General features: G+C 58.5%; 25 protein-coding genes, 2 tRNA genes and 3 pseudogenes. 23 read left to right on the top strand and 7 right to left on the bottom strand.

Annotated elements, in window-relative coordinates:
- Positions 1 to 77 precede the first annotated feature (77 nt).
- From PS14A_RS00895 to vapC, 14 genes are all read left to right on the top strand, one after another.
- Positions 78 to 153: transfer RNA gene (locus PS14A_RS00895), tRNA-Phe, on the top strand.
- A gap of 402 nt (positions 154 to 555) precedes the next feature.
- Complete coding sequence (sbnA, locus tag PS14A_RS26785) at positions 556 to 1,530, top strand: 2,3-diaminopropionate biosynthesis protein SbnA (protein WP_349251711.1); 975 nt, start codon at positions 556 to 558, stop codon at positions 1,528 to 1,530.
- Positions 1,531 to 1,535: 5 nt separating this feature from the next.
- Entirely contained in the window at positions 1,536 to 2,567 is a 1,032-nt protein-coding gene (sbnB, locus tag PS14A_RS26780) for a 2,3-diaminopropionate biosynthesis protein SbnB (protein ID WP_349251710.1), read from the top strand.
- Positions 2,561 to 4,342: an FAD/NAD(P)-binding domain-containing protein gene (locus tag PS14A_RS00885; RefSeq protein WP_212615070.1), complete on the top strand. Its 1,782-nt coding sequence runs from the start codon at positions 2,561 to 2,563 to the stop codon at positions 4,340 to 4,342. The genes sbnB and PS14A_RS00885 overlap by 7 nt, the downstream gene beginning before the upstream one ends.
- Entirely contained in the window at positions 4,339 to 4,953 is a 615-nt protein-coding gene (locus PS14A_RS00880; protein ID WP_130927692.1) for a glutathione S-transferase, read from the top strand. Before PS14A_RS00885 ends, PS14A_RS00880 begins: the two co-directional genes overlap by 4 nt.
- A 15-nt stretch (positions 4,954 to 4,968) precedes the next feature.
- Positions 4,969 to 6,393 (top strand): L-lactate permease, encoded by a 1,425-nt coding sequence (locus PS14A_RS00875; protein WP_212615069.1) that lies wholly within the window; start codon positions 4,969 to 4,971, stop codon positions 6,391 to 6,393.
- Positions 6,394 to 6,420: 27 nt separating this feature from the next.
- Positions 6,421 to 7,899 carry a PLP-dependent aminotransferase family protein gene (locus PS14A_RS00870; protein ID WP_212615068.1) on the top strand — a complete coding sequence of 493 codons (1,479 nt, stop codon included), beginning with the start codon at positions 6,421 to 6,423 and terminating at the stop codon, positions 7,897 to 7,899.
- 22 nt (positions 7,900 to 7,921) lie between these two features.
- Complete coding sequence (locus tag PS14A_RS00865) at positions 7,922 to 8,266, top strand: hypothetical protein (protein ID WP_212615067.1); 345 nt, start codon at positions 7,922 to 7,924, stop codon at positions 8,264 to 8,266.
- A gap of 281 nt (positions 8,267 to 8,547) precedes the next feature.
- Entirely contained in the window at positions 8,548 to 9,606 is a 1,059-nt protein-coding gene (locus tag PS14A_RS00860) for a PDDEXK nuclease domain-containing protein (RefSeq protein ID WP_122611110.1), read from the top strand.
- 121 nt (positions 9,607 to 9,727) lie between these two features.
- The gene (locus PS14A_RS00855; protein ID WP_249121120.1) at positions 9,728 to 10,648 is read left to right on the top strand and encodes an alpha/beta fold hydrolase; all 921 of its coding nucleotides are present in this window, start codon (positions 9,728 to 9,730) and stop codon (positions 10,646 to 10,648) included.
- A gap of 29 nt (positions 10,649 to 10,677) precedes the next feature.
- Positions 10,678 to 11,091, top strand: coding sequence for a hypothetical protein (locus PS14A_RS00850; RefSeq protein ID WP_016772137.1), 414 nt, complete (start codon positions 10,678 to 10,680; stop codon positions 11,089 to 11,091).
- Positions 11,092 to 11,097: 6 nt separating this feature from the next.
- On the top strand, positions 11,098 to 11,550 hold the full coding sequence (locus tag PS14A_RS00845) for a hypothetical protein (protein ID WP_212615065.1): 453 nt from the start codon (positions 11,098 to 11,100) through the stop codon (positions 11,548 to 11,550).
- 164 nt (positions 11,551 to 11,714) lie between these two features.
- Positions 11,715 to 11,945, top strand: a complete 231-nt coding sequence (vapB, locus tag PS14A_RS00840) for a type II toxin-antitoxin system VapB family antitoxin (protein WP_137215090.1) — start codon at positions 11,715 to 11,717, stop codon at positions 11,943 to 11,945.
- Positions 11,945 to 12,343 (top strand): tRNA(fMet)-specific endonuclease VapC, encoded by a 399-nt coding sequence (vapC, locus tag PS14A_RS00835; RefSeq protein WP_039756566.1) that lies wholly within the window; start codon positions 11,945 to 11,947, stop codon positions 12,341 to 12,343. The genes vapB and vapC overlap by 1 nt, the downstream gene beginning before the upstream one ends.
- Positions 12,344 to 12,420: 77 nt before the next feature.
- Here vapC and gabP read toward each other — a convergent pair whose 3' ends face one another.
- Complete coding sequence (gene gabP / locus PS14A_RS00830; RefSeq protein WP_016772141.1) at positions 12,421 to 13,812, bottom strand: GABA permease; 1,392 nt, start codon at positions 13,810 to 13,812, stop codon at positions 12,421 to 12,423.
- Positions 13,813 to 14,355: 543 nt separating this feature from the next.
- On the opposite strand from gabP, the gene PS14A_RS00825 reads away from it, so the two are divergent.
- The 7 genes from PS14A_RS00825 to PS14A_RS00795 all read left to right on the top strand — a co-directional run bounded on the left by PS14A_RS00825 (position 14,356) and on the right by PS14A_RS00795 (position 20,397).
- Positions 14,356 to 15,129: an ABC transporter ATP-binding protein gene (locus PS14A_RS00825; RefSeq protein ID WP_024011209.1), complete on the top strand. Its 774-nt coding sequence runs from the start codon at positions 14,356 to 14,358 to the stop codon at positions 15,127 to 15,129.
- 13 nt (positions 15,130 to 15,142) lie between these two features.
- Entirely contained in the window at positions 15,143 to 15,895 is a 753-nt protein-coding gene (locus PS14A_RS00820; protein WP_042608621.1) for an ABC transporter substrate-binding protein, read from the top strand.
- 77 nt (positions 15,896 to 15,972) lie between these two features.
- Positions 15,973 to 16,668: an ABC transporter permease gene (locus PS14A_RS00815; RefSeq protein WP_016772144.1), complete on the top strand. Its 696-nt coding sequence runs from the start codon at positions 15,973 to 15,975 to the stop codon at positions 16,666 to 16,668.
- Positions 16,665 to 17,354, top strand: a complete 690-nt coding sequence (locus tag PS14A_RS00810) for an ABC transporter permease (RefSeq protein ID WP_016772145.1) — start codon at positions 16,665 to 16,667, stop codon at positions 17,352 to 17,354. Before PS14A_RS00815 ends, PS14A_RS00810 begins: the two co-directional genes overlap by 4 nt.
- On the top strand, positions 17,335 to 18,591 hold the full coding sequence (locus tag PS14A_RS00805; protein WP_212615064.1) for a methyltransferase: 1,257 nt from the start codon (positions 17,335 to 17,337) through the stop codon (positions 18,589 to 18,591). Before PS14A_RS00810 ends, PS14A_RS00805 begins: the two co-directional genes overlap by 20 nt.
- Positions 18,592 to 18,998: 407 nt before the next feature.
- Positions 18,999 to 19,074, top strand: a tRNA-Thr gene (locus PS14A_RS00800).
- Positions 19,075 to 19,356: 282 nt separating this feature from the next.
- Positions 19,357 to 20,397 (top strand): Abi family protein, encoded by a 1,041-nt coding sequence (locus PS14A_RS00795; RefSeq protein WP_212615063.1) that lies wholly within the window; start codon positions 19,357 to 19,359, stop codon positions 20,395 to 20,397.
- 150 nt (positions 20,398 to 20,547) lie between these two features.
- On the opposite strand, the pseudogene PS14A_RS00790 reads toward PS14A_RS00795, so the two are convergent.
- Positions 20,548 to 20,832, bottom strand: a pseudogene (locus tag PS14A_RS00790) (helix-turn-helix domain-containing protein).
- Positions 20,822 to 21,036, bottom strand: a pseudogene (locus PS14A_RS26775) (transcriptional regulator); the annotation flags it as partial. The pseudogenes PS14A_RS00790 and PS14A_RS26775, both read right to left, overlap by 11 nt.
- A 28-nt stretch (positions 21,037 to 21,064) precedes the next feature.
- Between PS14A_RS26775 and PS14A_RS00785 the strand changes: the two are divergent.
- The gene (locus tag PS14A_RS00785; RefSeq protein WP_241662872.1) at positions 21,065 to 21,220 is read left to right on the top strand and encodes a DUF3077 domain-containing protein; all 156 of its coding nucleotides are present in this window, start codon (positions 21,065 to 21,067) and stop codon (positions 21,218 to 21,220) included.
- 265 nt (positions 21,221 to 21,485) lie between these two features.
- A complete protein-coding gene (locus PS14A_RS00780; RefSeq protein WP_212615062.1) occupies positions 21,486 to 22,283 on the top strand; it encodes a lipopolysaccharide biosynthesis protein in 798 nt (265 codons plus the stop codon).
- Here the strand turns inward: PS14A_RS00780 and PS14A_RS00775 are convergent.
- From PS14A_RS00775 to PS14A_RS00760, 4 genes and pseudogenes are all read right to left on the bottom strand, one after another.
- A complete protein-coding gene (locus tag PS14A_RS00775; RefSeq protein WP_212615061.1) occupies positions 22,274 to 22,954 on the bottom strand; it encodes an RES family NAD+ phosphorylase in 681 nt (226 codons plus the stop codon). The genes PS14A_RS00780 and PS14A_RS00775 overlap by 10 nt on opposite strands.
- Positions 22,951 to 23,358 carry an MbcA/ParS/Xre antitoxin family protein gene (locus PS14A_RS00770; RefSeq protein ID WP_137215079.1) on the bottom strand — a complete coding sequence of 136 codons (408 nt, stop codon included), beginning with the start codon at positions 23,356 to 23,358 and terminating at the stop codon, positions 22,951 to 22,953. Before PS14A_RS00770 ends, PS14A_RS00775 begins: the two co-directional genes overlap by 4 nt.
- Positions 23,359 to 23,495: 137 nt before the next feature.
- Positions 23,496 to 23,809, bottom strand: a pseudogene (locus tag PS14A_RS00765) (type II toxin-antitoxin system YafQ family toxin).
- Positions 23,775 to 24,065, bottom strand: a complete 291-nt coding sequence (locus PS14A_RS00760) for a type II toxin-antitoxin system RelB/DinJ family antitoxin (RefSeq protein ID WP_125917396.1) — start codon at positions 24,063 to 24,065, stop codon at positions 23,775 to 23,777. The pseudogene PS14A_RS00765 and the gene PS14A_RS00760 overlap by 35 nt, the downstream one beginning before the upstream one ends.
- Positions 24,066 to 24,402 lie beyond the last annotated feature (337 nt).

Below are 24,402 nucleotides of genomic sequence, written 5' to 3'. Positions count from 1 at the left end.
AAGCGACGGAATTAATTTAAGAAATTTTCAAAAAGTCGTTGACGTAAATCCGAAAAACCCTTTTAATGCGCCCCGTTGCCCAGATAGCTCAGTCGGTAGAGCAGGGGATTGAAAATCCCCGTGTCGGCGGTTCGATTCCGTCTCTGGGCACCAAATACCGAAAACCCTGAATCGCAAGATTCAGGGTTTTTTTATGCCTGCGATTTGATCCCCCTCCTCACTTCTCCCTTCGATACACCCAATTCCAGCTGTACTGGAAAAAACCCGAAATCTGTATCTCTCCGCGCAGATGGCGTTTCGCCAATACTTTGCGCAAGCCTTGGCGAGCCAATGACTGGCTCCACTTTGCGCCCCGCAACACTCTGGGTTTCTGTAGCCCTCAGAGCGCAAAACCTGATTTTTTGAATCGATCGGCGTCGCCCGCAAGGTCACTTCCTGTCCAGCAAAAAAATCTGAACCCAACCCACAGGCGAACTGCAGTTACTGCTTTTCAAACATTCCAGGATGAATGCTGGCGCCCCCGTGCGCCCGGCAAAACAGCGAAACGGACGACGTATGATCAAGCAACTCATCAATGAAGACAGTTATGTGCAGATCGGCGATCTTTGCAGCGCAACGATCCAGCTCAAAATCGAAGGACTGAATCCCGCCGGCTCCATCAAACTGAAGACCGCGCACGCGCTGATCACTGATCTTGAAGTTCGCGGACTGATTAACCACAAGACCCGCCTGATCGAATCCTCATCGGGCAATCTCGGCGTTGCGCTGGCCATGGTCTGCGCTGCCAAGGGTTACCAGTTCGTTTGCGTGATCGACCCGAATATTTCCGCGCCGAACCGCAAGCTGATTCACGCCCTGGGCGCGCAAATGCTCATGGTCGATCAACGCGACGAGAACGGCGGTTATCTGAATTCGCGGATTCGTCTGATCGAGCAACTGGTCGCTGATAACGCCGACTACATCTGGCTCAACCAGTACAAGAACCCAACCAACCCCCTCGCTCACTATCAAGCGACTGCGACGTCCATCGCGCGCAAGTTTCCCCAGGTCGATTATCTGTTCGTCGGCGCTGGCACCACCGGCACGCTGATGGGCTGCAAGAACTACTTTGCCGAACATCATCCGCACACCAAAGTCATTGCCGTCGATACCGTCGGCTCGGTGACGTTCGGACTGCCGGGCGGCACGCGCCATATTCCGGGGCTCGGCACCAGCCGTCTGCCAGAGATATTCGAGTCGTCGGGCATTCACGACTTCCTGTCGATTCCCGAGGAACAGACGATCAAGGTCTGCCGTTGGCTGGCGCAACGCTACGGCCTGCTCTTCGGCGGCTCCACCGGCACTGTGCTCGCCGGCATCCGCCAGTGGGCGCCGCATATCCGGCCCGACGATGTCGTGGTGGCGATCTCCCCCGACATGGGTGAGCGCTATCTCGAAACCATCTATTCCGACGACTGGGTCACCCAGCGGATCGGCGCAACCGCACTGCAGCCCCTTTTCCCTGAAATCGCTCTGGCACTCTCGGCGTAAACCTCATGACCAAACAGAATCCGATCCAACCGTTCCACGTCATCCCCGGCGCTGTCGTCAAAGACATCCTCAACGGGCTGCGGCATGCAACCATCGACATGGTGGCGCAGACCTATCTGACCCACGAGCGTGGCGAAACCGTTAACCCCGACAGTTATTTTCTGCGTTTCCCTGCGCAACCGGCGAACCGGATCATTGCGCTGCCGGCGGCCATCGTCGACAGCGAGGGCGATCAATCCGTCTCCGGAATCAAGTGGATTGCCAGTTATCCCGACAACATCAAGTCGGGCATTCCGCGCGCATCTGCGGTGCTGATTCTCAACGATCCCGAGACCGGTTACCCCTACGCGCTGCTCGAAGGTGCGCTGATCAGTGCCGTGCGCACGGCAGCCTCGGCAGTTTTGGGTGCCTGGTGGCTGAATGGTCAGAACCGCCACGCGCCGAAGCTTGCGATCATTGGTGGCGGGGTAATTTCTAGGAATATCCTCGAGACTTTCGTCGCCGACGACTGGTCCTTCGATAGCGTGGGCATTCATGATCTCAACGCCGAGTCGGCCCAAGCCCTCGCGGAATTTGGCGAACAACTGGGCCTGCCGGATGTGCGTCTGCTGTCGCTCGAAGACGCACTGACTGCCGACATCGTGGTGTTCGCCACCAGCGCGGGCGAGCCGTACGTAAAAGGCCAGGGCACGTTCCGCCCGGGGCAGATTGTTCTGAACATTTCGCTGCGGGATATCGGCGCCGAAATCATCGAGGAAAGTTACAACTATTTCGACGACATCACCCATTGCCTGAAGGCCAATACCTCACCGCATCTGGCCGAGCAGCAATACGGCCATCGCGACTTTGTCACCGGCACAGTGGCGCAGCTGATTCGCGGCGACCTGCATGTCGCCCAGGACAAACCGCTGATCTATTCGCCATTCGGCATGGGCATCCTCGATCTCGCAATTGGCCGAATGATCCACGACATTGCAGTCGCGGCCGGTACGGCAATTGCCATCCCGTCATTTTTTGGCGAGGAGCGCAGATGGTGAAGGCGCCTGTGCACATCGGCCTGGTCGGCTGCGGTTCGCGCGGATTGTCGGTATTCGAGCGCCTGTTGAGCCGCGCCGAGGAACGCCCGCAACAACCGGTGGTCATCGACATCTTCGAGCCCAACGTGCTCGGCAGCGGCGCGCACTGGCCCGATCAACCGGACTACCTGTTGCTCAACACCGTCGCCGGTCAGCTCGGGGTATTTCCCGACGCAGCAGCGTTCGGTGATCTGACCGACGCCCGGGAACGGCCAGGGCCGGACTTTCTCGCGTGGTGCAGAGCCCGGCGCGTCAAGGTTGACCCCGACAGCGGCCTGCTCGCCGCCGACGGTCGCGACGTCGAGCCGGAGGATTTTCTGCCACGGCACCTGCTCGGCGCCTATCTGGCCGACGCCTTCACGCAGATCCTCGCGACCGCACCCGCCTGGGTCACCGTCAATCTGCATCGGCATCAGGTCACGGCGGTCGAGCGCAACGAGAATCAGCAATACGTTCTGCAAACCGCCGACGGCGCTGCGGTGACGGTGGATCGTCTGGTGCTGACCGTCGGCCACACCGGACGCTTGCACCTGGCGGGGCAGAACCGGGTCGACAACGTTTACCCGTTGCCGGGCAGCCTCACCACCGTCGAGCCAGGCGAAACGGTGTTGATCGAAGGGTTGGGCCTGGGCGCCATGGACACCCTGGCGGCGCTGACGGCTGGCAGAGGCGGGATCTACAAACCCATGGCCGATGGCAGTCACACTTACCAGCCTTCGGGTCGGGAGCCGGTGATTTTCATCCAGTCGCGGGACGGGCTGCCGTTTCGCACGCGTCCCAATGGCTTGATCGGCTGCCCCCGCCATAGCGCCGTGCTGCTCACGAGCGAGCGCATCGAGTCGTTGCGGGTCAACGCGCACAACCGCCGACTGGATTTCGAACGGGACATTCTGCCGCTGATGCTGCTGGAAATGCGTGCCGCTGCGGTCGCCGTCCTGCATAAACCCTCAGCGCCACAACAGTTGCTTGAGCAGCTCAGAACCGTCAGCGTTGCCGGCCCAGCAGGTGTTGTCGCCTGCGAAGCTTTGCTGCGCGAGTTCGAAGCGATTGCCGGGGCAATCAATCCGCTGGAGCTGATCTGCCACGCACTGCCCGACAGCGTCACGCCTTACAACTATCACGCATGGATTTACGACACCCTCGAAGCCGACTTGCATGAAGCACGCCTGGGACGCGGCGCGTCGCCGATCAAAGCCGCCATCGAAGTATGGCGAGACTTGCGTGACCGGCTGCGTGAGGCGGTGGATTTCGACGGGCTCACCGAAGATTCGCATCGGCAGTTCTATGGCCGCTGGCACAAGGCGATCAATCGTCTGGTCGCCGGCCCGCAGAAGGAGCGCCACGCCGATCTGCTCGCGCTGTGTGATGCCGGTTTGCTGACCTTTCTCAAGCCTGGCTCACGCCCCGCGATCGAGCACTTCAAGCGAATCGCCGGTTACGTCCAGAGCAGCGGCGTCGCCCACAGCGACTGCGCGCCGGTGCGCGACCTCGCGCGCCTGGGCCTTGTGCGTCCGCGCACCGATGTGCCGGGCATCGACGGCATCGATGTCGACGCGGCCTGCCACCCCAAATCGAACGGCGGCGAAGCGGTGCGTGACATCTGGGTGCTGGGGCCGCTCGCCGAAGGCTCCTGTTATTACAACCACTACGTCACCTCGGCGGGCGCACCTTCGCGGCTGTTCATGGACGCCCATCGAGTCGCCACCGCCATCCTTGAGACAGGAACTCGCGCATGAAACTCTACTATCAGACGCATTCGCCGTACGCCCGCAAGGTACTGGTGCTGGCTCACGAACTTGGCATCGCATCGAGCCTTGAGGTGATACATCACGAGACCAGCCCGACTTCACCGAACGCGACCATTTACCAGGCCAACCCTTTGGGTAAAGTGCCGGTGCTGATGCTGCCGGACGACAGCGCACTGTTCGATTCAATCGTGATTTGCGAATACCTCGATGACCTGAGCGGTGGTGGAAAATTCATCCCGGCAAGCGGCCCCGAGCGCTACAAGGCGCTGCGCCTGCAGGCATTGGCGCAGGGCATGTGCGACGTCGGCATCAAGCTGCGCTGGGAAGTCGAGCGGCGCCCCGAGGCTTTGCGCTATCCGGCGTACGCGGACGGCCAGGCTTACAAACTCAAGGAGGCGTATCGCTTCATCGAAGAGCATGTCGACCTCACTGGCCCGATCACCGTCGGCCACATCGCCTTGGCGACGGCCCTGGACTGGATCGCTTTCCGTCAACTCTCGGACTTCTCGGCGCAGGCTCGCCTGAGCGAGTGGTATCAGACGTTCTGCCAGCGCGCGTCCATGCGGGCGACCGAGTACAGCGGACAGACGCACGATTAAGCCAAGGAAACCGCTATGAGCTCTCTCTTGCTGCAAATGTCACCGATCGCGCTGGTGATCGCGCTGATCCTGATCCTCCGGCGTCCGCCGGTACAAGCGGCGCTGGCCGGTGTCGTGCTGGTGCTGGTGCTGTGGGCGCTGGGCGCTGCCGGGCCGGTGTCGGCGGCGATCTCCTCGGCGATTTTTCAGGACACCACGATCCTGTTTCTCAGCACCGCGTGCGTCATCGTCCCGGGGCTGGCCTTCGTCATTCTGGTCGAGCGCGGCGGCGCGCCACAGGCCATCGGCGCGTGGGTCAAGGAACTCGGCTGGACACCCCCCGCGCAGGTGATTTTCATCGTGCTGGGCCTGGCACCGCTGCTGGAAGCGATGACCGGCTTCGGCGTTTCGCTGATCGCCACGGTGCCGCTGCTGATGGGGCTTTTCACTCGCCAATCGGGGATGAAAATCGCCCTCGCCGGCATGGTCATCATGCCGTGGGGCACACTGGGTCTGGCAACGGTGATCGGTGCCTTGCTGGCGCATTTGCCGGCGCAAACCCTCGGTAGCCATTCGGCGCTGATCAGCGCGCCGGTGTTCCTCTGCCTGGCGTCGCTGGCCTTGTGGCAGGCCGGCATCCGCAGGATCACAGCGTGGCTGGGGCTGCTTGTCGTGACGGCCCTGTTCGTTGCCGTGCTGTTTGGCGTCAACCTGTGGCTCGGCCCGGAAGTCTCCGGTGTGCTGGCCGGGTTGGCCGTGGCTTGCGTTGGCCTGGGCATCTCCTGGGCGCAACGGAAAAAACTGGTGCGCTGGCCGAGCGCCGCGTGGCCTTATCTGGCCTTGCTGGGAGTGATTGTGGCGTCGCGCGGACTGTTCGTGCTGTCGGGCTGGGATGGCCTGTGGGTTGTCAGGGGCGAACACGTTTCATGGAAGCCGCTGGCGTCTCCAGGGCTGGCGCTGCTGATCGTGACCGTGCTGATGGCGTTCAGGCAAACCGCGGGCGCGGGTTTCCCGTGGCAAGCGCTGTTCAACCGGGCGAAGTTTCCGGTCACGACAATCTTCCTGTTCCTGCTGCTGTCCCAGGTGATGGTCAACGCCGGATTCCTCGTCGAGGCGCAAAGCGCGTTGCAATCCATGTCGGGTATTTCGCTGGCGCCGACGGTCGCCCTGCTGGCGGGGATTGCCGGTTATGTCACCGGCTCCAACGTCGGCGGCAACACGCTGGTGATGCCGTCCATTGCCGCGCTGAGCAGCGAACACGGGGCGTGGCTGGCGGCAATGGTCAACAGCGCCGCCGGCCATGGCGCACTTGGCTCGCTGTCGATCCTGTCATTGATCACCGGACTTGCCGGTGCCAACCGCCAGGAAGAAAACAGCCTGATCCGCTTCGCCTTCGGACTGGTGGCGCTGAACATCGTCATAGTTGCTGCAACGGGGATCGTTTTGCTCTACTTTCTGTGAATTGTTTCGAATCATCACAGAGAACTTATGGACAGGTTTGATTTGCCGGACAAGCGCTGGCGGATAGTCAAGGACTGGATTATTCGCCAGATCGACAGCGGTGACCTGGCGGCCGAAGCGAAACTGCCGTCAATCCGCGTTCTGGCGCGAATGTTCGAGACCAGCATCACCACGGTGCAGCGGGCGCTGGCCGATCTCGAGGCTGATGCCTACGTCTCGACCGTGCCCCGCGTCGGCTACTTCGTCTCGGCGTCAGGGCGGGCAAAACCGTCCGGCGCCTTCGACTTTTCCAGTGTCACCGTCAACGTCAATCACGCGGTGGTCGCGATGCTCTCCGAAGCGGCCTCGCGCACCACCGCATCGCTGAATTCGGCGGTTCTGCACAGCGATCTCACGCCCAACGTGTTGCTCAACAAATGCCTCTCGGTGCTGGCCGCCAGGACTGACAACGCGCTGAGCGGTCTGGTCGCGCCACCCGGCCTGCCAGCGCTGCGACGGCGCATCGCCGGGCTGATGCTGACCCGCGGTGTAGTCTGCGGGCCGGACGATATTCTGGTGACCTCGGGCGACACCATCGCTCTGGAACTGGCCCTCGAAGCCGTCGCGTCGAAAGGCGCTACAGTCGCCATCGAAACCCCGACTTATTACGGCATTCTGCAGACCATCGAACGCCTGGGCATGCGCGCCTTGCCGATCCGCACCCACGGCCGCACGGGCCTGGATGTCGATCATCTGGAAGAAGCGCTGAAACAGAAAAAAGTCGCGGTGATATTTCTCAACCCGACGCTGCAGAATCCGCGTGGCTTCATCATGCCCGACGAAGCGCGCGCCCGACTTTCACGGATCGCCCGCGAAGCGGATGTGCCGATCATCGAAGACGACATCTTCTTCGACCTGGTGCCCGAAGCTGATCGGCCGCGCGCCCTCAAGAGCTACGACAGCAGCGGCCAGACGATCTACTGCTCGTCCTTTTCTAAAACCATCGCGCCGGGTTATCGCGTCGGCTGGTGTCTGGCCGGCAAATACCGCAATGCCATCCTCGCGCAGATGTTTTCGCGCAACCTGGCCGTTTCCAGCCTGGCGCAAAATGTTCTCAATGAATTCATCGGCCGTGGCTACATGGACGAGCACTGCGCCAGATTGAGGTCGCAACTGTCTTCGCTGGCGAGTTTCGTCGAAGCGCTGGTGCGCACGGATTTCCCGGCCGGGACCCTCTACGTCCCACCGCGCGGTGGCTTCATCCACTGGATCGAAATGCCCGCAAACACCGACATGCCGGCATTGCAGCAACTGGCCACGGAGCGCGGTTGCCACGTCGCTGGCAGTGGGATCTTTTTCGCTGACGGCCAGGCTTCCACAGGCGTGCGCATCTGCCTCGGCACCGCGCTGACCCCGGCGGTGATCGGCATACTCAAGGTGATTGCCGAGTCTGCGCACCTTGCCACTCGACCGACGAGCCTGCGGCAGATGCCGACTGAGCAACTGCAAGAGCCGGCAGTTTCCTGACCGGCTCACGCGAGCCTCGCTTATGAATCAGAAAAAAACCCGTATTCGTTTGCCGCATCCCCCGCCGTATCGCCCGAGCCGCTGGACGTTCTGGCTTACCGTGCTCGCTGGGGTGCTGATCGCCTTTGCCGTGTGTCTGTCGATCTACATGCTTATCGAGAGCTGGGTCAGCGGTTCCATCACCACCAACAATCGCGGACCGCGCAGCACCTACACCTTGGCACTGCAACCTCGGCGATACTGGTTCGAGTTCCTTTGGCAGAGCTTCTGGACCGCGTTCATGTTGGCCATCGGTGTGTTCGGGCTGTGGGTTTATCGCAAAGGGCGGGTGCGTGAGCAGAGGCCGAAGGGCAAGCGCTCGCGATGATGAAGCTGGGGTGCTTTTTTGAAGCAGCCTCTTACCTGCCTGTTCCTTTCATTCCAGCGCAACACCAGATCGCTCACCGCAGCGCCGCCAACTCTGCGGCGATTGACTGGGCAAAAAGTACGAAATGGACTACGGACATTTACCTTGTTACGCGCCTTCCGGTGGCAAAGTCCTGCAACGCCTGTCCCGCCCTTCCTTCCGAACTCGCAGGTTCGCCCGACATACCTGCGCCGCCTTCCCCGGCATGCTTGCGTCTCTGTTTCCAGAATGCGGAAGACCCGATGAGCCAGCTCAAACCTGCTGATACGCAAGACCATAAAATCGATTCACTGCTGGGCGAACTGGGCGAACTGATTCGCCAGGCGCGGCAAAAAGTGCTGCGCGCGGTCGATACGATCCAGGTGCAGACCTGTTGGCAAATCGGCCGGCATATCGTCGAGTTTGAACAACAGGGAGCCCAACGTGCGGGATATGGGAAAAAATTGATTGGCCTACTGGCTAAGGATCTGACCGGGCAATTCGGGAAAGGGTTTGATGAAACCAATTTGTGGAAGATGCGCCTGTTTTATCAAAAATTTCCAATTCGAGACGCACTGCGTCCCGAATTGAGCTGGACCCACTACCGCCGGCTACTGCGGGTCGAAAGCGAGAAAGCGCGCCTGTGGTACATGAACGAATGCGCCGACCTCAACTGGTCAAGCCGCGCCCTTGATCGTCAGATCCTGACGCTCTACTACGAGCGCCTGCTGATGAGTCCGGACAAAGCCGAGGTGGTCGAGGAAGCCACGACCAACATCGACGCGATGAAATGCAATCCGCGGGAATTCATTCGCGATCCGGTCATGCTCGAATTCCTCGGCCTGCCCTCGGCAGGCAAAGTCAGGGAAAGCGGACTCGAACAAGCACTCATCGACCACTTGCAAAGCTTTCTGCTTGAACTTGGCAAAGGCTTTTCCTTTGTCGCCCGCCAACAACGCATCAGCACTGACGGCGTCGACCTCTATATCGATCTGGTGTTCTACAACTACCTGCTCAAGTGCTTCGTGATCATCGACCTGAAACGCGGCAAGCTCAGCGCCCGCGATGTCGGGCAGATGGACATGTATGTGCGCATGTACGACGAGCTCAAGCGCAGCGAAGGTGACAAGCCAACCGTCGGTATCATTCTGAGCGCGGAAAGCAATGACTCGGTGGCGCGCTATTCCATGCTCAAAGGCAATGAGCAACTGTTCGCCAGCAGCTACAAGACGATACTGCCGAGCGAAGAAGAGTTACGTGCTGAACTCAACCGCGAACAGGCGTTGATCGAAGAACGCATGCTCATTCAATCCAGTGAATGAACCGGCCGGATTGTTCTTGATCAGCGCGGCGACTATGGTTGGCACCTAACCGCCGAGGTCAAGCGCCATGAGCTGTCAGCAGACATCCGATGTGGGCGCCCCAGAGTTGAGCCAAGCAGCTTTGACTGTAACTAAAGCCACGCCCTTCAAGGAAACCGCAGCCGACGGCTACGCACTCGGCGGCTTCACCTGGCGCCACAGTTCGCCCAATCCTCAGCGCCCGGTGGTCATCATCAACGCCGCCACCTCGGTGCGCTGTCGGCACTATTCACGGTTCGCGGCCTATCTGTTCAGCCACGGCTTCGACGTGATGACCTACGACTACCGGGGCATCGGCGAATCACGCAGCGAATCGATCAAAGGGCTGCGTACCTCGTGGACCGACTGGGGCGTGCTGGATTTCGAAGCGATGCTCAAACGCGCGCAGCAGGAGTTTCCCGGTCAGCCAATCGATGTGGTTGGCCACAGCTTCGGTGGTTGCGCGGCCGGTCTCGCCGCATCCGGCAAGGTAATCCGACGGCTGGTAACCGTCGGTGCGCAGTTCGCCTACTGGCGCGATTACGCCCCCGAACACCGCTGGCGGATGTTCGGCAAGTGGCATGTGGTCATGCCTTTGATGGCGCTGCTCTGCGGTTATTTTCCAGGCAAGCGGCTCGGCTGGCTGGAGGACACGCCCACCGGTGTAGTCCGCGACTGGAGCACACCCACCGCGCGTTACGAGGATCGTCCAAGCGGTCGTGCTCTGATGAAAAAGGCGGGCGCCCTGCCTTTCGCCAACGTCCGCGCGCAGACCCTCGCCATCAGCCTCAGCGACGACCCATACGGTACGATCCCGGCGATCGAACGCCTGCTCGGCTATTTCAGCAACGCGGCAAAAACTCACCTGCGCATCGAGCCGCAGGACATCGGCGAACGACAAGTCGGACATTTCGGCTTTTTTCGCAGCGCATACCAAGCCACACTATGGCCCATCGCTCTGACCTGGCTGCAGACCGGCGCACTGGCCCCCGACACACCCGGGCGGCAAGTCCCGCGCAGCTGAGCCCTTCTCCACGCACGACGGAACACATCATGGCCTCCGCCAACAAGCAGCAAAAACGCGCCACCCGGGCCAAAGCCAAGGCCAAGCAGAACCGCACCAAGCGCGCCGAAGCGCCGGTCGAGCTGGACCCGAACGACGACCGCATCGATTTCGAATCGGTGGACCTGACCGAACTGTTCAAGAAAATGATCGACGCCGAGAAGATCAGCCAGCAAGCCATGTGCACCGCGTTCCTCGAAGACCCGCTGCTGGAACTGGTCTATGAGCAGGAAGGCGAAGAAGGCGCGATGGATTTCATCCTCGCCGCGCTGATCGAGTATCGCCAGTGGTCGCAGGAAACCGACGAGGCTGGCGCACTGGCGTGGATCGAATCCCCGGCCTTCCAGGCTGACTATGTAGCGGCATCCGACGCGATCGCTGCACAAACCCAACAGAAGAACTGAGCTCCCATGGCATCCCTGAACAAGCAACAGAAACGCGCCAAACGCGCCAAGGCCAAGGCCAAGCAGATCCGCATGGTCGGGCGCAAACCGCTGGATCAGGACGAAGACCTCGGCCACCTCGCCGAGCCGATCCCGGAATACACCCTGGCGATGTTCAGCAAAATGCGTGAAGCCGAAGCGGTCAGTCGCGACGAAATGCTGCTGACCCTGCTGCGCGAACTGGCCTTCATCATCGTCGACCATCCTGAACTGCTCGACATGGAAAACGCCGACAACGAAGGCATGGCCGCCACCCACCTCGCCGCCGACATGCTCATCGACTACCGCATGTGGGCCGACGGCATGACCATCGAACAGGCCCAGGCCTGGCTGAGCGAGCCGCAGTTCATTACGGATTTCGGGGTGGCGCTGGATGCTTATGGGAAGTCGGTAGACACCCAGGAAGACAAGAGCGAATAAGCCCTGCTCAGAAACCAAAACGGCCGCTAGTCACCCCTGACAGCGGCCGTTTTTTTGTTTGGATGGCCTAGCACTCTTTGCCCAATGACAATGTATATCCCGTTGACATATCCCCAGCACAACCTATCCTGAACCAATCACAGGATCAGGCCCGGAGGTCGGATATGGAGCAGACCACAATTTTCATGAGCAATAGAAGTCAGGCAGTCCGCCTGCCAAAGGCAGTTGCGATGCCCGGCGACGTTAAACGCGTGGAAGTTATCGCGATTGGCAGAACACGCGTCATTACGCCTGCTGGAGAATGCTGGGATAGCTGGTTTGATGGCGACAGCGTCAGCCCTGATTTCATGGCTGACCGTGAGCAACCCACTGATCAGGAGCGCGAGTCGTTCTGATGATCAAATACATGCTGGATACAAACATCTGCATCTTCACCATCAAGAACAAACCACAAATTGTCCGGGAAGCCTTCAATCGACATTCCGGGCAGTTGTGCATCAGCGCTATCACGCTCATGGAGCTTATTTACGGTGCTGAAAAGTCAGCGGTCCCGGAGAAGAATCTGGCGATTGTCGAAGGGTTTGTCGCGAGACTGGATGTCTTGCCTTTCGATAACGACGCAGCCGCACAGGCCGGGATGGTTCGATCTGAACTTGCGAAGGCTGGAACGCCGATCGGGCCATACGACCAAATGATCGCTGGCCACGCGCGGTCACTTGGACTCATTGTAGTGACGAACAACGTACGGGAGTTTGAACGCGTTTCCGGTTTGCGAATCGAGGACTGGGTTTAACCTGATTGAAAAGCTCAGAAACAAAAACGGCCGCTAGTCATCCCTGACAGCGGCCGTTTTGCATTACGCGTTAAAAATCAGTTCAACACCACCGCACCGCGCTTTTCCAGCTTGCGCCGGCGCGACACCAGCAGACCGGCAGCCACCACCATCAGGCTCAGCAGGCCGGTGGCGAGGATTTCCACGCGGTGGGCTTCCTGGAACAGCATGATGGTCAGCGCGGCGACGATGAAGATGATCACCGCCCAGGTCAGACCCGGGAACAGCCACATGCTGAAGACAATCTTCTCGCCGCGGGCCATGCGCTGTTTACGCATACGCAGTTGCGAGAACGCGATCACCAGATACACCAGCAGGGCGATGGCGCCGGAGCTGGCCAGGAGGAATTCAAACACCGCGGCCGGAGCCACATAGTTGGCGAAGGTGCAGAGGAACGCTGCGCCGGTCGACAACATCACTGCCCAGTAAGGCGTGCCGCTTTTGTTGGTGCGGGTCGACATGGCTGGGGCGTCGCCGCGCTTGCCGAGGGAGAACAGCATGCGCGACGAGGTGTACAGCGCCGAGTTCAGGCAACTGGTCACCGCCACCAGTACGACGATGTCGACGATCATCTTCGCGTTGGGAATGCCCATGCGCTCAAGTACGGTCTGGTAGGAACCGAGGTTGGCCAGGGTAGGATCGTTCCACGGCACCAGCGCCACCACGATGAAAATCGAAACCAGATAGAACAAGCCGATTCGCCAGATCACCGAGTTGGTCGCCTTGGAGATCTGCTTGCCTGGGTCCTTCGATTCCGCCGCCGCGATGGTGACGATCTCGGTGCCCATGAACGAGAACATGGTGGTCAGGATCGCGCCCAGCACAGCGCCCATGCCGTTGGGCAGGAAGCCGCCACTGTCGAACAGATGCGACACACCGCTGACCTGGCTGGTCGGCAGGAAGCCAAAAATCGCCGCAAGGCCGAGGCCGATGAAGCCGATGATCGCCAGCACCTTGATCAGGGCGAACCAGAACTCGAACTCGCCGTAGTTCTTCACGCTGAACAGGTTGGTCACGGTCAGCAGCATGGTGATGACCAAAGCGAAAGCCCAGATGTCCACGCCCGGGAACCACGCGTGCAGGATGGTCGCGGCGGCGTTGGCTTCCAGCGGAATCACCAGCACCCAGAACCACCAGTACAACCAGCCGATGGTGAAACCGGCCCAGTGACCGATCGCGCGGTCGGCATATGTCGAGAACGAACCGGTGTCCGGCGAGGCTACGGCCATTTCGCCGAGCATGCGCATCACCAGCACCACCAGAGTGCCGGCAGCGGCGTAGGCCAGCAGCACGGCCGGGCCGGCGGCAGCAATGGCGTGGCCGGAGCCGACGAACAGACCGGCGCCGATCACCCCGGCGATCGACAACATGGTCACATGACGCGGTTTGAGCCCCTGTTCGAGGCCAGTGGAGCTTGGGGTACTGCTCATAGAGACTACCTTTGCAAGGAAAGCGAGTGCGTCCGGCGCGTCTGAAAATTCTTTCTCGTAAAAAGAATCCAACGGCCTGTTCCTTATTCTGCACGCAATATTTGCGCCAAAATGTTTCAAGTCCTTGAGTGCCGGGGGCTCCGGCATCCGATGCAAGTCATTGAGTTTAATGGCTATTCGCCAGAACGTTACCCGGCGACTCACTTTCAAGACGAATCAGCGCACCAGAAACACACAGAAAAAGTGTGCGGCGCACAGAAAAAGGGCGAATAAGGAACGTTCGGCCGGATAGCGCTTCCAACACCCCGCCAAAGCTGGCAACATCGCGCCTTTTTTTACGCGGCACCCACGGGTTTGCATGATCAAACACCCGTTAGGTTGTTGAAGGGGCGACAGTCTGCTGCGCCGATGCGACAACCCGCCACATGCCACCCGTTTACCGCTCGTAGCGCTGTTGGCTGCCATTGAAACGCTATGCTAGCTTGGCCGCCTCGCCAGGAAGGCCCGCCAACAGCAGGAGCGCAACATATATGAGGAACGCACATGGCTGAGGCCACGCCCGCGCTTGAAATCCGCAACTTGCACAAACGCTACGGACAGCTTGAGGTGCTCAAAGGCATCTCGCTGACCGCCCGCGACGGCGACGTGATCTCGATCCTCGGCTCTTCCGGTTCCGGCAAGTCCACGTTCCTGCGCTGCATCAACCTGCTGGAAAACCCGCACCAGGGCCAGATCCTGGTGGCCGGTGAAGAACTCAAGCTCAAGGCCGCGAAGAACGGCGAACTGGTCGCCGCCGACGGCAAGCAGATCAACCGCCTGCGCTCGGAGATTGGTTTTGTATTTCAAAACTTTAATCTGTGGCCGCACATGAGCGTGCTCGACAACGTCATCGAGGCCCCGCGCCGCGTGCTCGGCCAGAGCAAGGCCGAGGCCATCGAAGTCGCCGAAGCGTTGCTGGCCAAGGTCGGCATCGCTGACAAGCGCCACGCCTACCCGGCGCAATTGTCCGGTGGTCAGCAACAACGCGCCGCCATCGCCCGCACGCTGGCAATGCAGCCGAAGGTGATCCTGTTCGACGAACCCACCTCCGCGCTTGACCCGGAAATGGTTCAGGAAGTACTTAGTGTCATCCGCGCATTGGCCGAAGAAGGCCGCACCATGCTGCTCGTGACCCACGAAATGGGCTTCGCCCGCCAGGTCTCCAGCGAAGTGGTGTTCCTTCATCAGGGCCTTATAGAAGAGCAAGGATCGCCACAGCAGGTGTTCGACAACCCGCTTTCGGCGCGCTGCAAACAATTCATGTCCAGCAACCGCTAACGGAGCAACATGCATGCAGAACTTCAAAAAGGTCTTCCTGGCCGCCGCCGTCACCCTCGCGTTCAGCGCCGGTGCCATGGCTGAAACCCTGAAGATGGGCATCGAAGCGGCCTACCCGCCGTTCAACAATAAAGACGCGAGCGGCCAAGTGGTCGGCTTCGACAAGGAAATCGGCGACGCCCTGTGCGCGAAGATGAAAGCCGAATGCTCCGTCGTCACCTCTGACTGGGACGGCATCATTCCGGCGCTGAACGCGAAGAAGTTCGACTTCCTGATTTCCTCGCTGTCTATCACCGAAGAGCGCAAAGCCGCGGTGGACTTTACCGACCCGTACTACTCGAACAAATTGCAGTTCATCGCGCCGAAAAATGTCGATTTCAAAACCGACAAGGACTCGCTCAAGGGCAAGACCATCGGCACCCAGCGCGCAACGCTGGCCGGCACCTGGCTGGAAGACACCTACGGTGACGACATCAAGGTCAGCCTCTACGACACCCAGGAAAACGCCTACCTCGACCTGACCTCCGGTCGTGTCGACGCGATCCTCGCCGACAAGTACGCCAACTATGACTGGCTGAAAACCGACGCCGGCAAGAACTACGAGTTCAAGGGCGACCCGGTGGTGGAAAGCGACAAGATCGGCATCGCCGTGCGCAAGGGTGACAACGAGCTGCGCAACAAGCTGAACGCAGCCCTGAAGGAAATCGTCGCTGACGGTACCTACAAGAAAATCAACGACAAGTACTTCCCGTTCAGTATCTATTGATCTGACCTGTGGGACCGGCGCCGTGATCAAGCGGCACCGGCTCCCGACTTTGCCTGCCGCAATTTGAACAGAAACCCATGATTATCGACCTCTACGGATTCGGCCCGGCGCTCGCCGCTGGCGCGCTGATGACCGTCCAACTGGCCCTCACCGCCCTGTGCCTGGGCCTGGTGCTCGGCCTGCTCGGCGCCTTGGCCAAGACCTCCCCGTACAAGCCGCTGCAATGGCTTGGCGGCACTTATTCGACGCTGGTACGCGGCGTCCCGGAATTGCTCTGGGTGCTGTTGATCTACTTCGGTACGGTCAACCTGATGCGCGCCCTCGGTGAGTACTTCGGCAATCCCGACCTGCAACTCAACGCGTTTGCCGCCGGTGTCATCGCACTGGGCCTGTGCTTCGGCGCGTACGCCACGGAAGTGTTTCGCGGCGCCCTGCTGGCCATTCCCAAAGGTCACCGTGAGGCCGGCCAGGCCCTGGGCCTGTCGAAATGGCGGATTTTTACCCGGCTGATCATGCCGCAGATGTGGCGCATCGCCCTGCCGGGCCTGGGCAACCTGTTCATGATCCTGATGAAGGACACCGCGTTGGTATCGGTCATCGGCCTGGAAGAAATCATGCGTCACGCGCAGATTGGCGTGACCGTGTCGAAACAACCATTCACCTTCTATATGGTCGCGGCAATCATGTACCTCGGCCTGACAGTGCTGGCGATGACCGGCATGCACTTGCTGGAAAAACGCGCCGCTCGCGGCTTTGCGAGGAGCGCGCAATGAACTGGGAAGTCATCATCAAGTGGCTGCCAAAACTGGCACAGGGCGCGACCCTGACGCTGGAACTGGTCGCCATCGCGGTCATTGCCGGCCTGCTGCTCGCCATTCCGCTGGGCATCGCGCGCTCTTCGAAGCGCTGGTACGTGCGCTCGCTGCCTTACGCCTACATCTTCTTTTTCCGCGGCACGCCGTTGCTGGTGCAGCTGTTCCTGGTCTATTACGGCCTGGCGCAGTTCGACGCAGTACGTGAAAGCGCGTTGTGGCCATACCTGCGCGATCCGTTCTGGTGTGCGACCGTGACCATGACCTTGCACACGGCGGCGTACATCGCCGAGATTCTGCGCGGTGCCATTCAGGCAATTCCGCCGGGAGAAATCGAAGCCGCGCGGGCCTTGGGCATGTCCAGGCCGAAAGCGATGTTCTACATCATCCTGCCCCGCGCCGCGCGCATCGGCCTGCCGGCCTACAGCAACGAAGTGATCCTGATGCTCAAAGCCAGCGCCCTGGCCAGCACCGTGACCCTGCTGGAACTGACCGGCATGGCGCGCACGATCATTGCGCGCACCTATCTGCCGGTGGAAATTTTCTTTGCCGCCGGCGTGTTCTATCTGGTCATGGCTTACGTGCTGGTTCGCGGCTTCAAGCTGCTGGAACGCTGGCTGCGCGTCGATGCCTGCCAAGGCCGCTGAAACGTCCCACGTGCTGACGGGCGAGGCCCTACTCGCCCGCTTCACCGCGCTGGATGCTTTTTTGATTAAGCATCAGGCGCTGTGGAAACCTCGGCCGTTCACCCACCTTTCGCTTGCCTGGGAAGCGTCTTATCCCGAGGTGTCTGCGTGGCTACGCGGGCGGTCGCTGGAAGATGCAGAACGCACGCACAACCATCCTGCTGATCTTGTTGAAGCGCCGGAGCCGTTCGCTTCATTGGCGAAGTTGTCGGCTGAGCTGAGTGCGGTCGGTGAGTTGTCGGGGCATGCGCTTGAGGCTGCCGGGCATCGCTTGAATGTCGATGTGCCGGGTCGTAAGTGGCAGCAGATTGAAGCGTTTGCCAGTCGCTTGTCTTTCGCCTCGCAGCCGACGCATTGGCTGGACCGGTGCTCCGGCAAAGGGCATCTGGGACGCCGCCTGTTGGGTGCCGGGCAACAATTGACTTGCGTTGAATACGATCCTTTATTGGTCGCCAGCGGTCAGGCCTTGAGTCAGCGTCATCACTTGAACGCCCTGCATGTCGAACAGGATGTACTCGCGGCGGATGCCCCAGCCGTATTGAACGCCGCGCACACACCCATCGCCCTCCACGCGTGCGGTGATCTGCATGTGCGCTTGATGCAACTGGCCAGTGCCGCAGGTTGCCAGCAAATGGCGATTGCGCCCTGCTGCTACAACCGCATCAGTCGCAACGAATATCAGGCCTTGTCCTGCGCAGGATCGGCATCGCTCCTAAAGCTGTCGCTGGAAGATCTGGCGTTGCCGATGAGCGAAACCGTCACCGCCGGTGCTCGCGTCCGACGTCAGCGCGACACCTCGATGGCTCGTCGCCTGGCTTTCGACCTGCTGCAACGGCAAGTGCGCGGCGTCGATGACTACCTTCCAACGCCCTCCCTGCCCAGCGCCTGGCTGGATAAACCGTTTGCGGACTATTGTCTCGATCTAGCAGCGCTGAAGGAGTTATCCACAGTCGGCTCGCCAGATTGGTCGACACTCGAAGCCGCCGGTTGGCAGCGGTTGGCCGAAGTGCGCAACCTGGAATTGCTTCGCGGATTGTTCCGACGACCGCTTGAGCTCTGGCTGAATCTGGATCGAGCGCTTTTCCTCGCAGAACAGGGATACTTCGTACGCCTCGGGACCTTCTGCGATACCTCACTTACACCGCGTAACTTACTGCTGCTCGCCGAACGCGCTGAAAACATCACAGCCTGTGGATAACTCTGTTGATGGATTTTCCGTGGATCCAATATCTGCGCCTGTTTCGTCGCCTTAACAACACTGGTCATTTTTTGTTCACATAAATAAAAACCGGTAAAACAGGGATTTGCGAACAAGATGAGAATGGCTTCACAAAACCTCGCCCAAGCAGTCCTAGCGCCCCTCAGTTGTGCATAAGGTGCCAATCAAAACGACATAACCGACGAATATTGGGCAAGCCGAGTGAGTAACTTCAGGGTCCCGAAAGCCCAAACTCAACTGTCCGCCCTGCATAAATGCCTCACTGCAGGTGAGGTACAAAAAGCTGCGTATAAATTTACGCAGGGCCTCATTTTCCGGGAATGCAAAAATAGTCTGAATTCAGGGGTTTACAGGATCAACCCAATCGCTATAATCGTCGCCCACACGCCGGTATAGCTCAGTTGGTAGAGCAACTGACTTGTAATCAGTAGGTCCCGGGTTCGACTCCTGGTGCCGGCACCATACAAAATAAAGCCCCTGCAGAAATGCAGGGGCTTTGTTGTTTCTGGCGTTTGGAGCCCACTAGGAGGTCCGCATCGCTGCGACAAAACCAACGACGCCTTATCTCAACCAGCAGCCCCCTACTCTGCCCGCGCGCCTGGACCCGTTACAATTTCACATCAGCCCAACATTGAAGGGCTCTTGCACCTACCTATAATGCACCCCAACACACCCGCCAAGCCTAGGTTGACCCAGTCAGCAAGCTCAAATCGTGCGGGTTTTTTTTGGCCTGGAGAAAACTACATGAGGCCCTTCGACAAGCCGGCCCTCAGCGTAGAACAGCAATTGGAACTGCTAAAGCAACGAGGCCTGCAAGTCGCAAATGACGAGCGCGCCATGCGTTTCCTGGAAGTGGTCACGCTGTTTCGCTTGAGCCCCTACATGCGCCCTTTTCAGGAAACAAACCCTGAACACACATTCAAACCTGGTAGCACTCTGAAAGCAGTCGTCGACATCTACCGCTTCGATGGCTCGTTGCGACGCATAACCATGGATGCTATCGAACGTGTCGAAGTCGCCATACGAGCGGCTATCAGCAATCACATGTGCCCTAAGTACGGGCCTGACTGGATAGCTGACGCGTCAATCTTCTCTTCTTCATATTCACACGGCGATTTATTGCGGCCCCTGCGCGATCAACTGGGCAAGGAGCGCAACAAACTGGAACGTGAGATTGATCGTATAAAAAAGAGCAGCCGAGCTGATCAGGTCCAGCAGCAGCGAATTGAAAATCGCATGCGCGATAACTATTTTCGATTCTACGGATCAACCTATTCCCATCCCGAGTTGCCGCCCGCCTGGGCTGTTCTGGAAGAGCTTAGCCTTGGGACGGTATCCACGATGTTCAATGCCATAGGCAAAAGCGTCGACAAGAAAGCGATCGCGAGCAGATTCAATCTCCCCTTCGAAGTACTGGCCTCCTGGCTCCACACTCTGACCTTCATTCGAAACTGCTGCGCCCACCACTCACGGCTATGGAACAGAGAGCTCTCGATTCGACCATCCTTACCAAAAGAATGGGTCATCCAAAATGCGCCTGGCGATCGGCCTCAACCCAAGCAGCGGCTATTTATAGTGCTAACGATGCTGGCGTATTTAACCGATTTGATCAGTCCAGACAGCCAGTGGAAATTTCACTTGGCCGAAATAATGGACCAGAGGGAACCGGGTGATTTGAAACTTATGGGATTTCCAGATAACTGGAAACGGCAATCGCAATGGTGTTTGGGGAAGAGGAAGCCAGAGGTCTTGTTCTTTTGCCATTGCGCGGAGAAACAGAATTGAGGACAGACCACGTTTTTCAAAAAATGACAGAGTCGCAACCTGAATTCATTTTTTACGATTTTAGTGCTGACGCCATACAAAACGAAGCCCTGCAAAAATGCAGGGGCTTCGTTTCGTATTGCAGAGGTCAGGCCAAAGGCCTTAGTTGTATCAAGCAATATGCAAATCCCGCAACGCCTCAGGATGCTGACTTGCCACCCGCAAGAGAGTCTGCGCTGCACCCGTCGGCTGCCTGCGCCCCTGCTCCTAATCCTGCAAGGTCCGCAGACTGACACCGATCAGTTTGGCGAACGCAGTTTGTGAAACCCCCACCTTGGCGCGTGCTTCTGCTGCCGCAGAGAGCGGCACCTGTTTTACGCGCGCGGCCTTTCCGGCTTTCATCTGACGTACAGATTCCAGCAAGTCCTGCTGGAATTGCTCCAGTTCATCGACCATCGCTGATTTCCTCCTTCAGTTGCTTGAGGAAGGCTACGGGCAAGTTGTCGAGCTTTGCCTTGGTGTAGGCAATGAGCAACCAAATCGGGCCTTCAGCAAGCGTGTTGTAATAAATGATGCGTATACCGCCTCGCTTACCATGCCGCTGCAAGTGCAGCGCACCTTGCGCATACCTCCACTACCAGGCACGACATCACCAGCCACACCATAAACGTTAGTAGGGACAGACGAAATGCATGGAGCATGCCTTGGGAAATTTGTTGTTTCAGTCGCGCGCGATCCTCATCTTCATGCTTATGCCTCGCAGTATCTGCACGAGCCAAGCAAGGCACTGATCGATGATGTGGTGAAAGTAATGGATGCGCCGCCAGACAAACCATTGATGTAAACCTTCATATGAAGCCCTCGTTGATGCGAGGGCTTTTTGCGTTTCAGGCCTGCCGAAAACATGCCCGTCTTCCCTCCTGGATCTATCCAGATAACCCGCCAGCCACTGGAGCGTTCTTGGCCAACGCATCGGCTGCCCAGCAGCCAACTGGAACTAACGCCGAGCGCAACACTCACTTACAAAGCGCGGCGCTGTGGAAGAGTCATCTCGCTTCATCACGTCAGCACAACGGACTGAATGCATGACATGGACCTAGAGACCATCGATGAACTCGACATCAAGAACGCCAAATGCCTCCCCACGTCCCCTCCACGTCAGGGACTTTGCTGACTGCCGAAATATCGCTCACGGCGCTGCATTCATCATCGTTTCGGGCAGCTCCGCGAAAGATTTTCCCATCGAACAGTTTGCCGACATCCCGATGATTACGGTGAACGGTGCGATATCCATGTTCATGGGAACAGGCATAAAGCCGTTTTTCTACGCATGCACCGATACCAGTTTTTCGCTACAACAACCTGAACTGTTTGCCTATGCGATGCGCACTAGTCAGCGTGTAGCTGTGTGGGCTAACCAGGCTCAGGAACTGATTGTTGAGCCGACAGGTGATCTCTATTTGCTCAAGAAAGCGCCCAAACCAACCTTCACTGAATGGCTACTGCGCAACAACCAGGATCTGGTACGTAATCGCGCTGTTTGGGGTAGTCGAAACCGCAGTATCGGGTTCAGCAAAAACCTGGCCCATGGTTTTTTTGATGCCCGCACAGTCTTGTATCTCGCACTCCAACTTGCCTATCACGCAGGCTTTTCAAAGGTGATTTTGGTGGGAGCGGACATGAACCAGTCGGCCGGGCGCTTTTACGAGACTGATGGAAGTTCTATCTCGCCGTGCGGCCTGGATCAGCATTTCCACTCCAGAATACTTCCATCTCTGAAACTCATGTCCGACAAAGTCGTCGGCAAAGAGTTTGCCGTTTACAACTTGTCGCCCTCTTCGCGAATTCCTTCCAGCGTCATTCCGGGCAAAACACTCGACGAAGTCAAAGCGATAATTCAGACCTGACTGACCTCGAACACAAACGAAATTCTGCCCTCACTTGCGCTCCAGACATAGCGCAAGTGCTTGCCCTGCTTCGGAATCGATACCGCCGGCGGACGAAACGCCGCAACGCATTCATGCCCAGGCAACCGCACGCTGCTATAGAGCAAGCCCCACGACTCGGCGTCGCGCAGTTGCCGCGCGAACAGCTGTGATGGGCCATAGGCCTCAGGATCAGGCTGATGCAGATGATCAAAGCCATGGCGAACATCGTGCAGCGGTTTGACCACCTGATTGACGTAAGTGCGCATGGTCAGTTCGAGATCAGCTTCCTGTGTTGCCGCCAGGAAACGTTCCTGATGAAAACAGGTTTCAGCGATGGCCGCACTCTGGCTGCTGGCGGCGTAATAGACGCCGAAGGTGCCGTCACTGAAACGGCTGCGTTTGCCGACGTGAGTGAACGCGGCCATCACCGGGCTGGAACCGGGGCCGGACAGGCGATCTTCGGGACGTACGCGGGCAAGGACGCCGGCCTGTTCGACCAGCCGATCATTGGTTAACGCTTCGATGGCGTAGGCAACTTCAAGGTCTTCGGGGTCGAGGACGTCTTCGAACAGCGCGATCGGCGGGAAGCTGCTGTTGACGATGCGATACGCGCGTGGCCATGGCACATCGACCAGCTGCGGAGTTTTCAACCGCGGACTCCGTCGAGGTAGCGGCGCACATCCGCGATATCGACCACCCGGCCCGCCAGCATGTAATCAAGCGCGGTTTTGCCATTGAACGGTGCCGCGGTGTTCGGGCTGCTGACCCACTGGTAGGTGCGCTCGCGGCTATTGCTGAAGATGATGCTCAACGCCTTGTGGATGCCCATCAGATAAGAGATGCGCTCAAGGGTGTCGTGGGGCAGGCGTATGTTTGGCAGGTGTTTGTATTTATAGAATGTGGTGTTGCCGACTCCACCGAGCAGGGTGCGTTGTTGCTCAGCGCTACAGCCCCAATGCTCCATGAGGCTGAAGAAGAACTTCAACGCAACGCGGCCGGCTTCGGGGGCGTCGAGTTGTTCGTGTGGGGTGAGAACTGGGGATGAGGTAGGCATAGACGCCTCCTGATTTTTTGTCTTAGCTGAAGACTAGTACATAACTGTAATTTTTTAGTGTTTTGATACACAAACGAACGAATCGTAACAATCAAACGCAAAGAAGCCCGAGTTAAGCCGGCTTATGTATTTCTGCGCTATTGAAACAGTTCTGAATGACTCCCTAAATCCACGAACGTGATCAGGTCTGGACGTGTGTTCTAGTAAACCATCAGAAAATCGCCACCAATATGACACTCGCGGAATCCAGACCAACTCCAGTCAGCGCATGATCCAGATATTCTGCCGGTAACTGCTGCCCCAGGAACAACATTGCCATCACCTTCCGAACGTCGTTCATATCTCGCTTTCCGGCACGGTTATAACGATCCCAAGACTTCTTGAATTCAGAAGTCTGTGCACACTGTTTAGGTCGATCAGCGCGTTTTTGTGTTTTCTCCTGTTTCGCCATCAGCATTCCTCAGCATGTCGTCTATCGAGTCGAAACGCTGACGGATTTCTCGTGCTTCCATCATTGCGCGGGCCGTCTTTTCCGATGGAACTCGCACCTCGAAGGGAAGCCCCTGAGTAGCAACAACCTGTCGCAGAAAAAGTCGCATGGCGTCACTAATGCTCAGCCCGCAAGCGTTCAAGACTTCAGTGGCACGCGCTTTCAAATCCTCATCAATGCGGCAGCGCACATCGGTAGTTTTCAGTAGTGCAGCCATTTCAATTACCTCATCGTGGTTTTGTAGCTACATCAGCGCTACCTCTGCATTGTGTTCGGAGTGATTTTGGTCGGTCAACGCGAAGTTGATAGGTGGTTATCTACCACCATGGCTCGCATGCCAGACATCCATTTCAACTCTTTGACTGTTGGGCGCTATCAGCTAAATCGTTACTTTACCCGAGACCTATCTGCGTATGACGCGGGCAAAAAGCTAGGGAGATGTAAGCTGTTTCTCTTCGAAAGAATCTCCCCGCGCACCAAAACCACGCAATTTTTTGACCTTCATCACCCCCACTTCACCAAAAACCCCGATCCTCTGTCAGCCTCCAGCCATC

This window comes from Pseudomonas sp. 14A (assembly GCF_018132745.1).
In the GTDB taxonomy this organism is placed as follows: domain Bacteria; phylum Pseudomonadota; class Gammaproteobacteria; order Pseudomonadales; family Pseudomonadaceae; genus Aquipseudomonas; species Aquipseudomonas mercuritolerans.
The sequence above is the reverse complement of the archived record's forward strand: the minus strand, read 5'-3'. Positions and strand labels throughout refer to the sequence as shown.

Excerpts from the sequence above, each read along its gene's own strand:
- PS14A_RS00875 (WP_212615069.1), top strand. The coding sequence starts at position 4,969 with ATGAGCTCTCTCTTGCTGCAAATGTCACCGATCGCGCTGGTGATCGCG.
- sbnA (WP_349251711.1), top strand. The coding sequence starts at position 556 with ATGATCAAGCAACTCATCAATGAAGACAGTTATGTGCAGATCGGCGAT.
- PS14A_RS00780 (WP_212615062.1), top strand. The coding sequence starts at position 21,486 with ATGAACTCGACATCAAGAACGCCAAATGCCTCCCCACGTCCCCTCCAC.
- PS14A_RS00860 (WP_122611110.1), top strand. The coding sequence starts at position 8,548 with ATGAGCCAGCTCAAACCTGCTGATACGCAAGACCATAAAATCGATTCA.
- sbnB (WP_349251710.1), top strand. The coding sequence starts at position 1,536 with ATGACCAAACAGAATCCGATCCAACCGTTCCACGTCATCCCCGGCGCT.
- PS14A_RS00770 (WP_137215079.1), bottom strand. The coding sequence starts at position 23,358 with ATGCCTACCTCATCCCCAGTTCTCACCCCACACGAACAACTCGACGCC.
- PS14A_RS00805 (WP_212615064.1), top strand. The coding sequence starts at position 17,335 with ATGCCTGCCAAGGCCGCTGAAACGTCCCACGTGCTGACGGGCGAGGCC.
- gabP (WP_016772141.1), bottom strand. The coding sequence starts at position 13,812 with ATGAGCAGTACCCCAAGCTCCACTGGCCTCGAACAGGGGCTCAAACCG.
- PS14A_RS00865 (WP_212615067.1), top strand. The coding sequence starts at position 7,922 with ATGAATCAGAAAAAAACCCGTATTCGTTTGCCGCATCCCCCGCCGTAT.
- PS14A_RS00795 (WP_212615063.1), top strand. The coding sequence starts at position 19,357 with ATGAGGCCCTTCGACAAGCCGGCCCTCAGCGTAGAACAGCAATTGGAA.
- PS14A_RS00785 (WP_241662872.1), top strand. The coding sequence starts at position 21,065 with ATGCATGGAGCATGCCTTGGGAAATTTGTTGTTTCAGTCGCGCGCGAT.
- PS14A_RS00820 (WP_042608621.1), top strand. The coding sequence starts at position 15,143 with ATGCAGAACTTCAAAAAGGTCTTCCTGGCCGCCGCCGTCACCCTCGCG.
- vapB (WP_137215090.1), top strand. The coding sequence starts at position 11,715 with ATGGAGCAGACCACAATTTTCATGAGCAATAGAAGTCAGGCAGTCCGC.
- PS14A_RS00825 (WP_024011209.1), top strand. The coding sequence starts at position 14,356 with ATGGCTGAGGCCACGCCCGCGCTTGAAATCCGCAACTTGCACAAACGC.
- PS14A_RS00885 (WP_212615070.1), top strand. The coding sequence starts at position 2,561 with ATGGTGAAGGCGCCTGTGCACATCGGCCTGGTCGGCTGCGGTTCGCGC.
- PS14A_RS00880 (WP_130927692.1), top strand. The coding sequence starts at position 4,339 with ATGAAACTCTACTATCAGACGCATTCGCCGTACGCCCGCAAGGTACTG.
- vapC (WP_039756566.1), top strand. The coding sequence starts at position 11,945 with ATGATCAAATACATGCTGGATACAAACATCTGCATCTTCACCATCAAG.
- PS14A_RS00850 (WP_016772137.1), top strand. The coding sequence starts at position 10,678 with ATGGCCTCCGCCAACAAGCAGCAAAAACGCGCCACCCGGGCCAAAGCC.
- PS14A_RS00870 (WP_212615068.1), top strand. The coding sequence starts at position 6,421 with ATGGACAGGTTTGATTTGCCGGACAAGCGCTGGCGGATAGTCAAGGAC.
- PS14A_RS00845 (WP_212615065.1), top strand. The coding sequence starts at position 11,098 with ATGGCATCCCTGAACAAGCAACAGAAACGCGCCAAACGCGCCAAGGCC.
- PS14A_RS00815 (WP_016772144.1), top strand. The coding sequence starts at position 15,973 with ATGATTATCGACCTCTACGGATTCGGCCCGGCGCTCGCCGCTGGCGCG.
- PS14A_RS00760 (WP_125917396.1), bottom strand. The coding sequence starts at position 24,065 with ATGGCTGCACTACTGAAAACTACCGATGTGCGCTGCCGCATTGATGAG.
- PS14A_RS00810 (WP_016772145.1), top strand. The coding sequence starts at position 16,665 with ATGAACTGGGAAGTCATCATCAAGTGGCTGCCAAAACTGGCACAGGGC.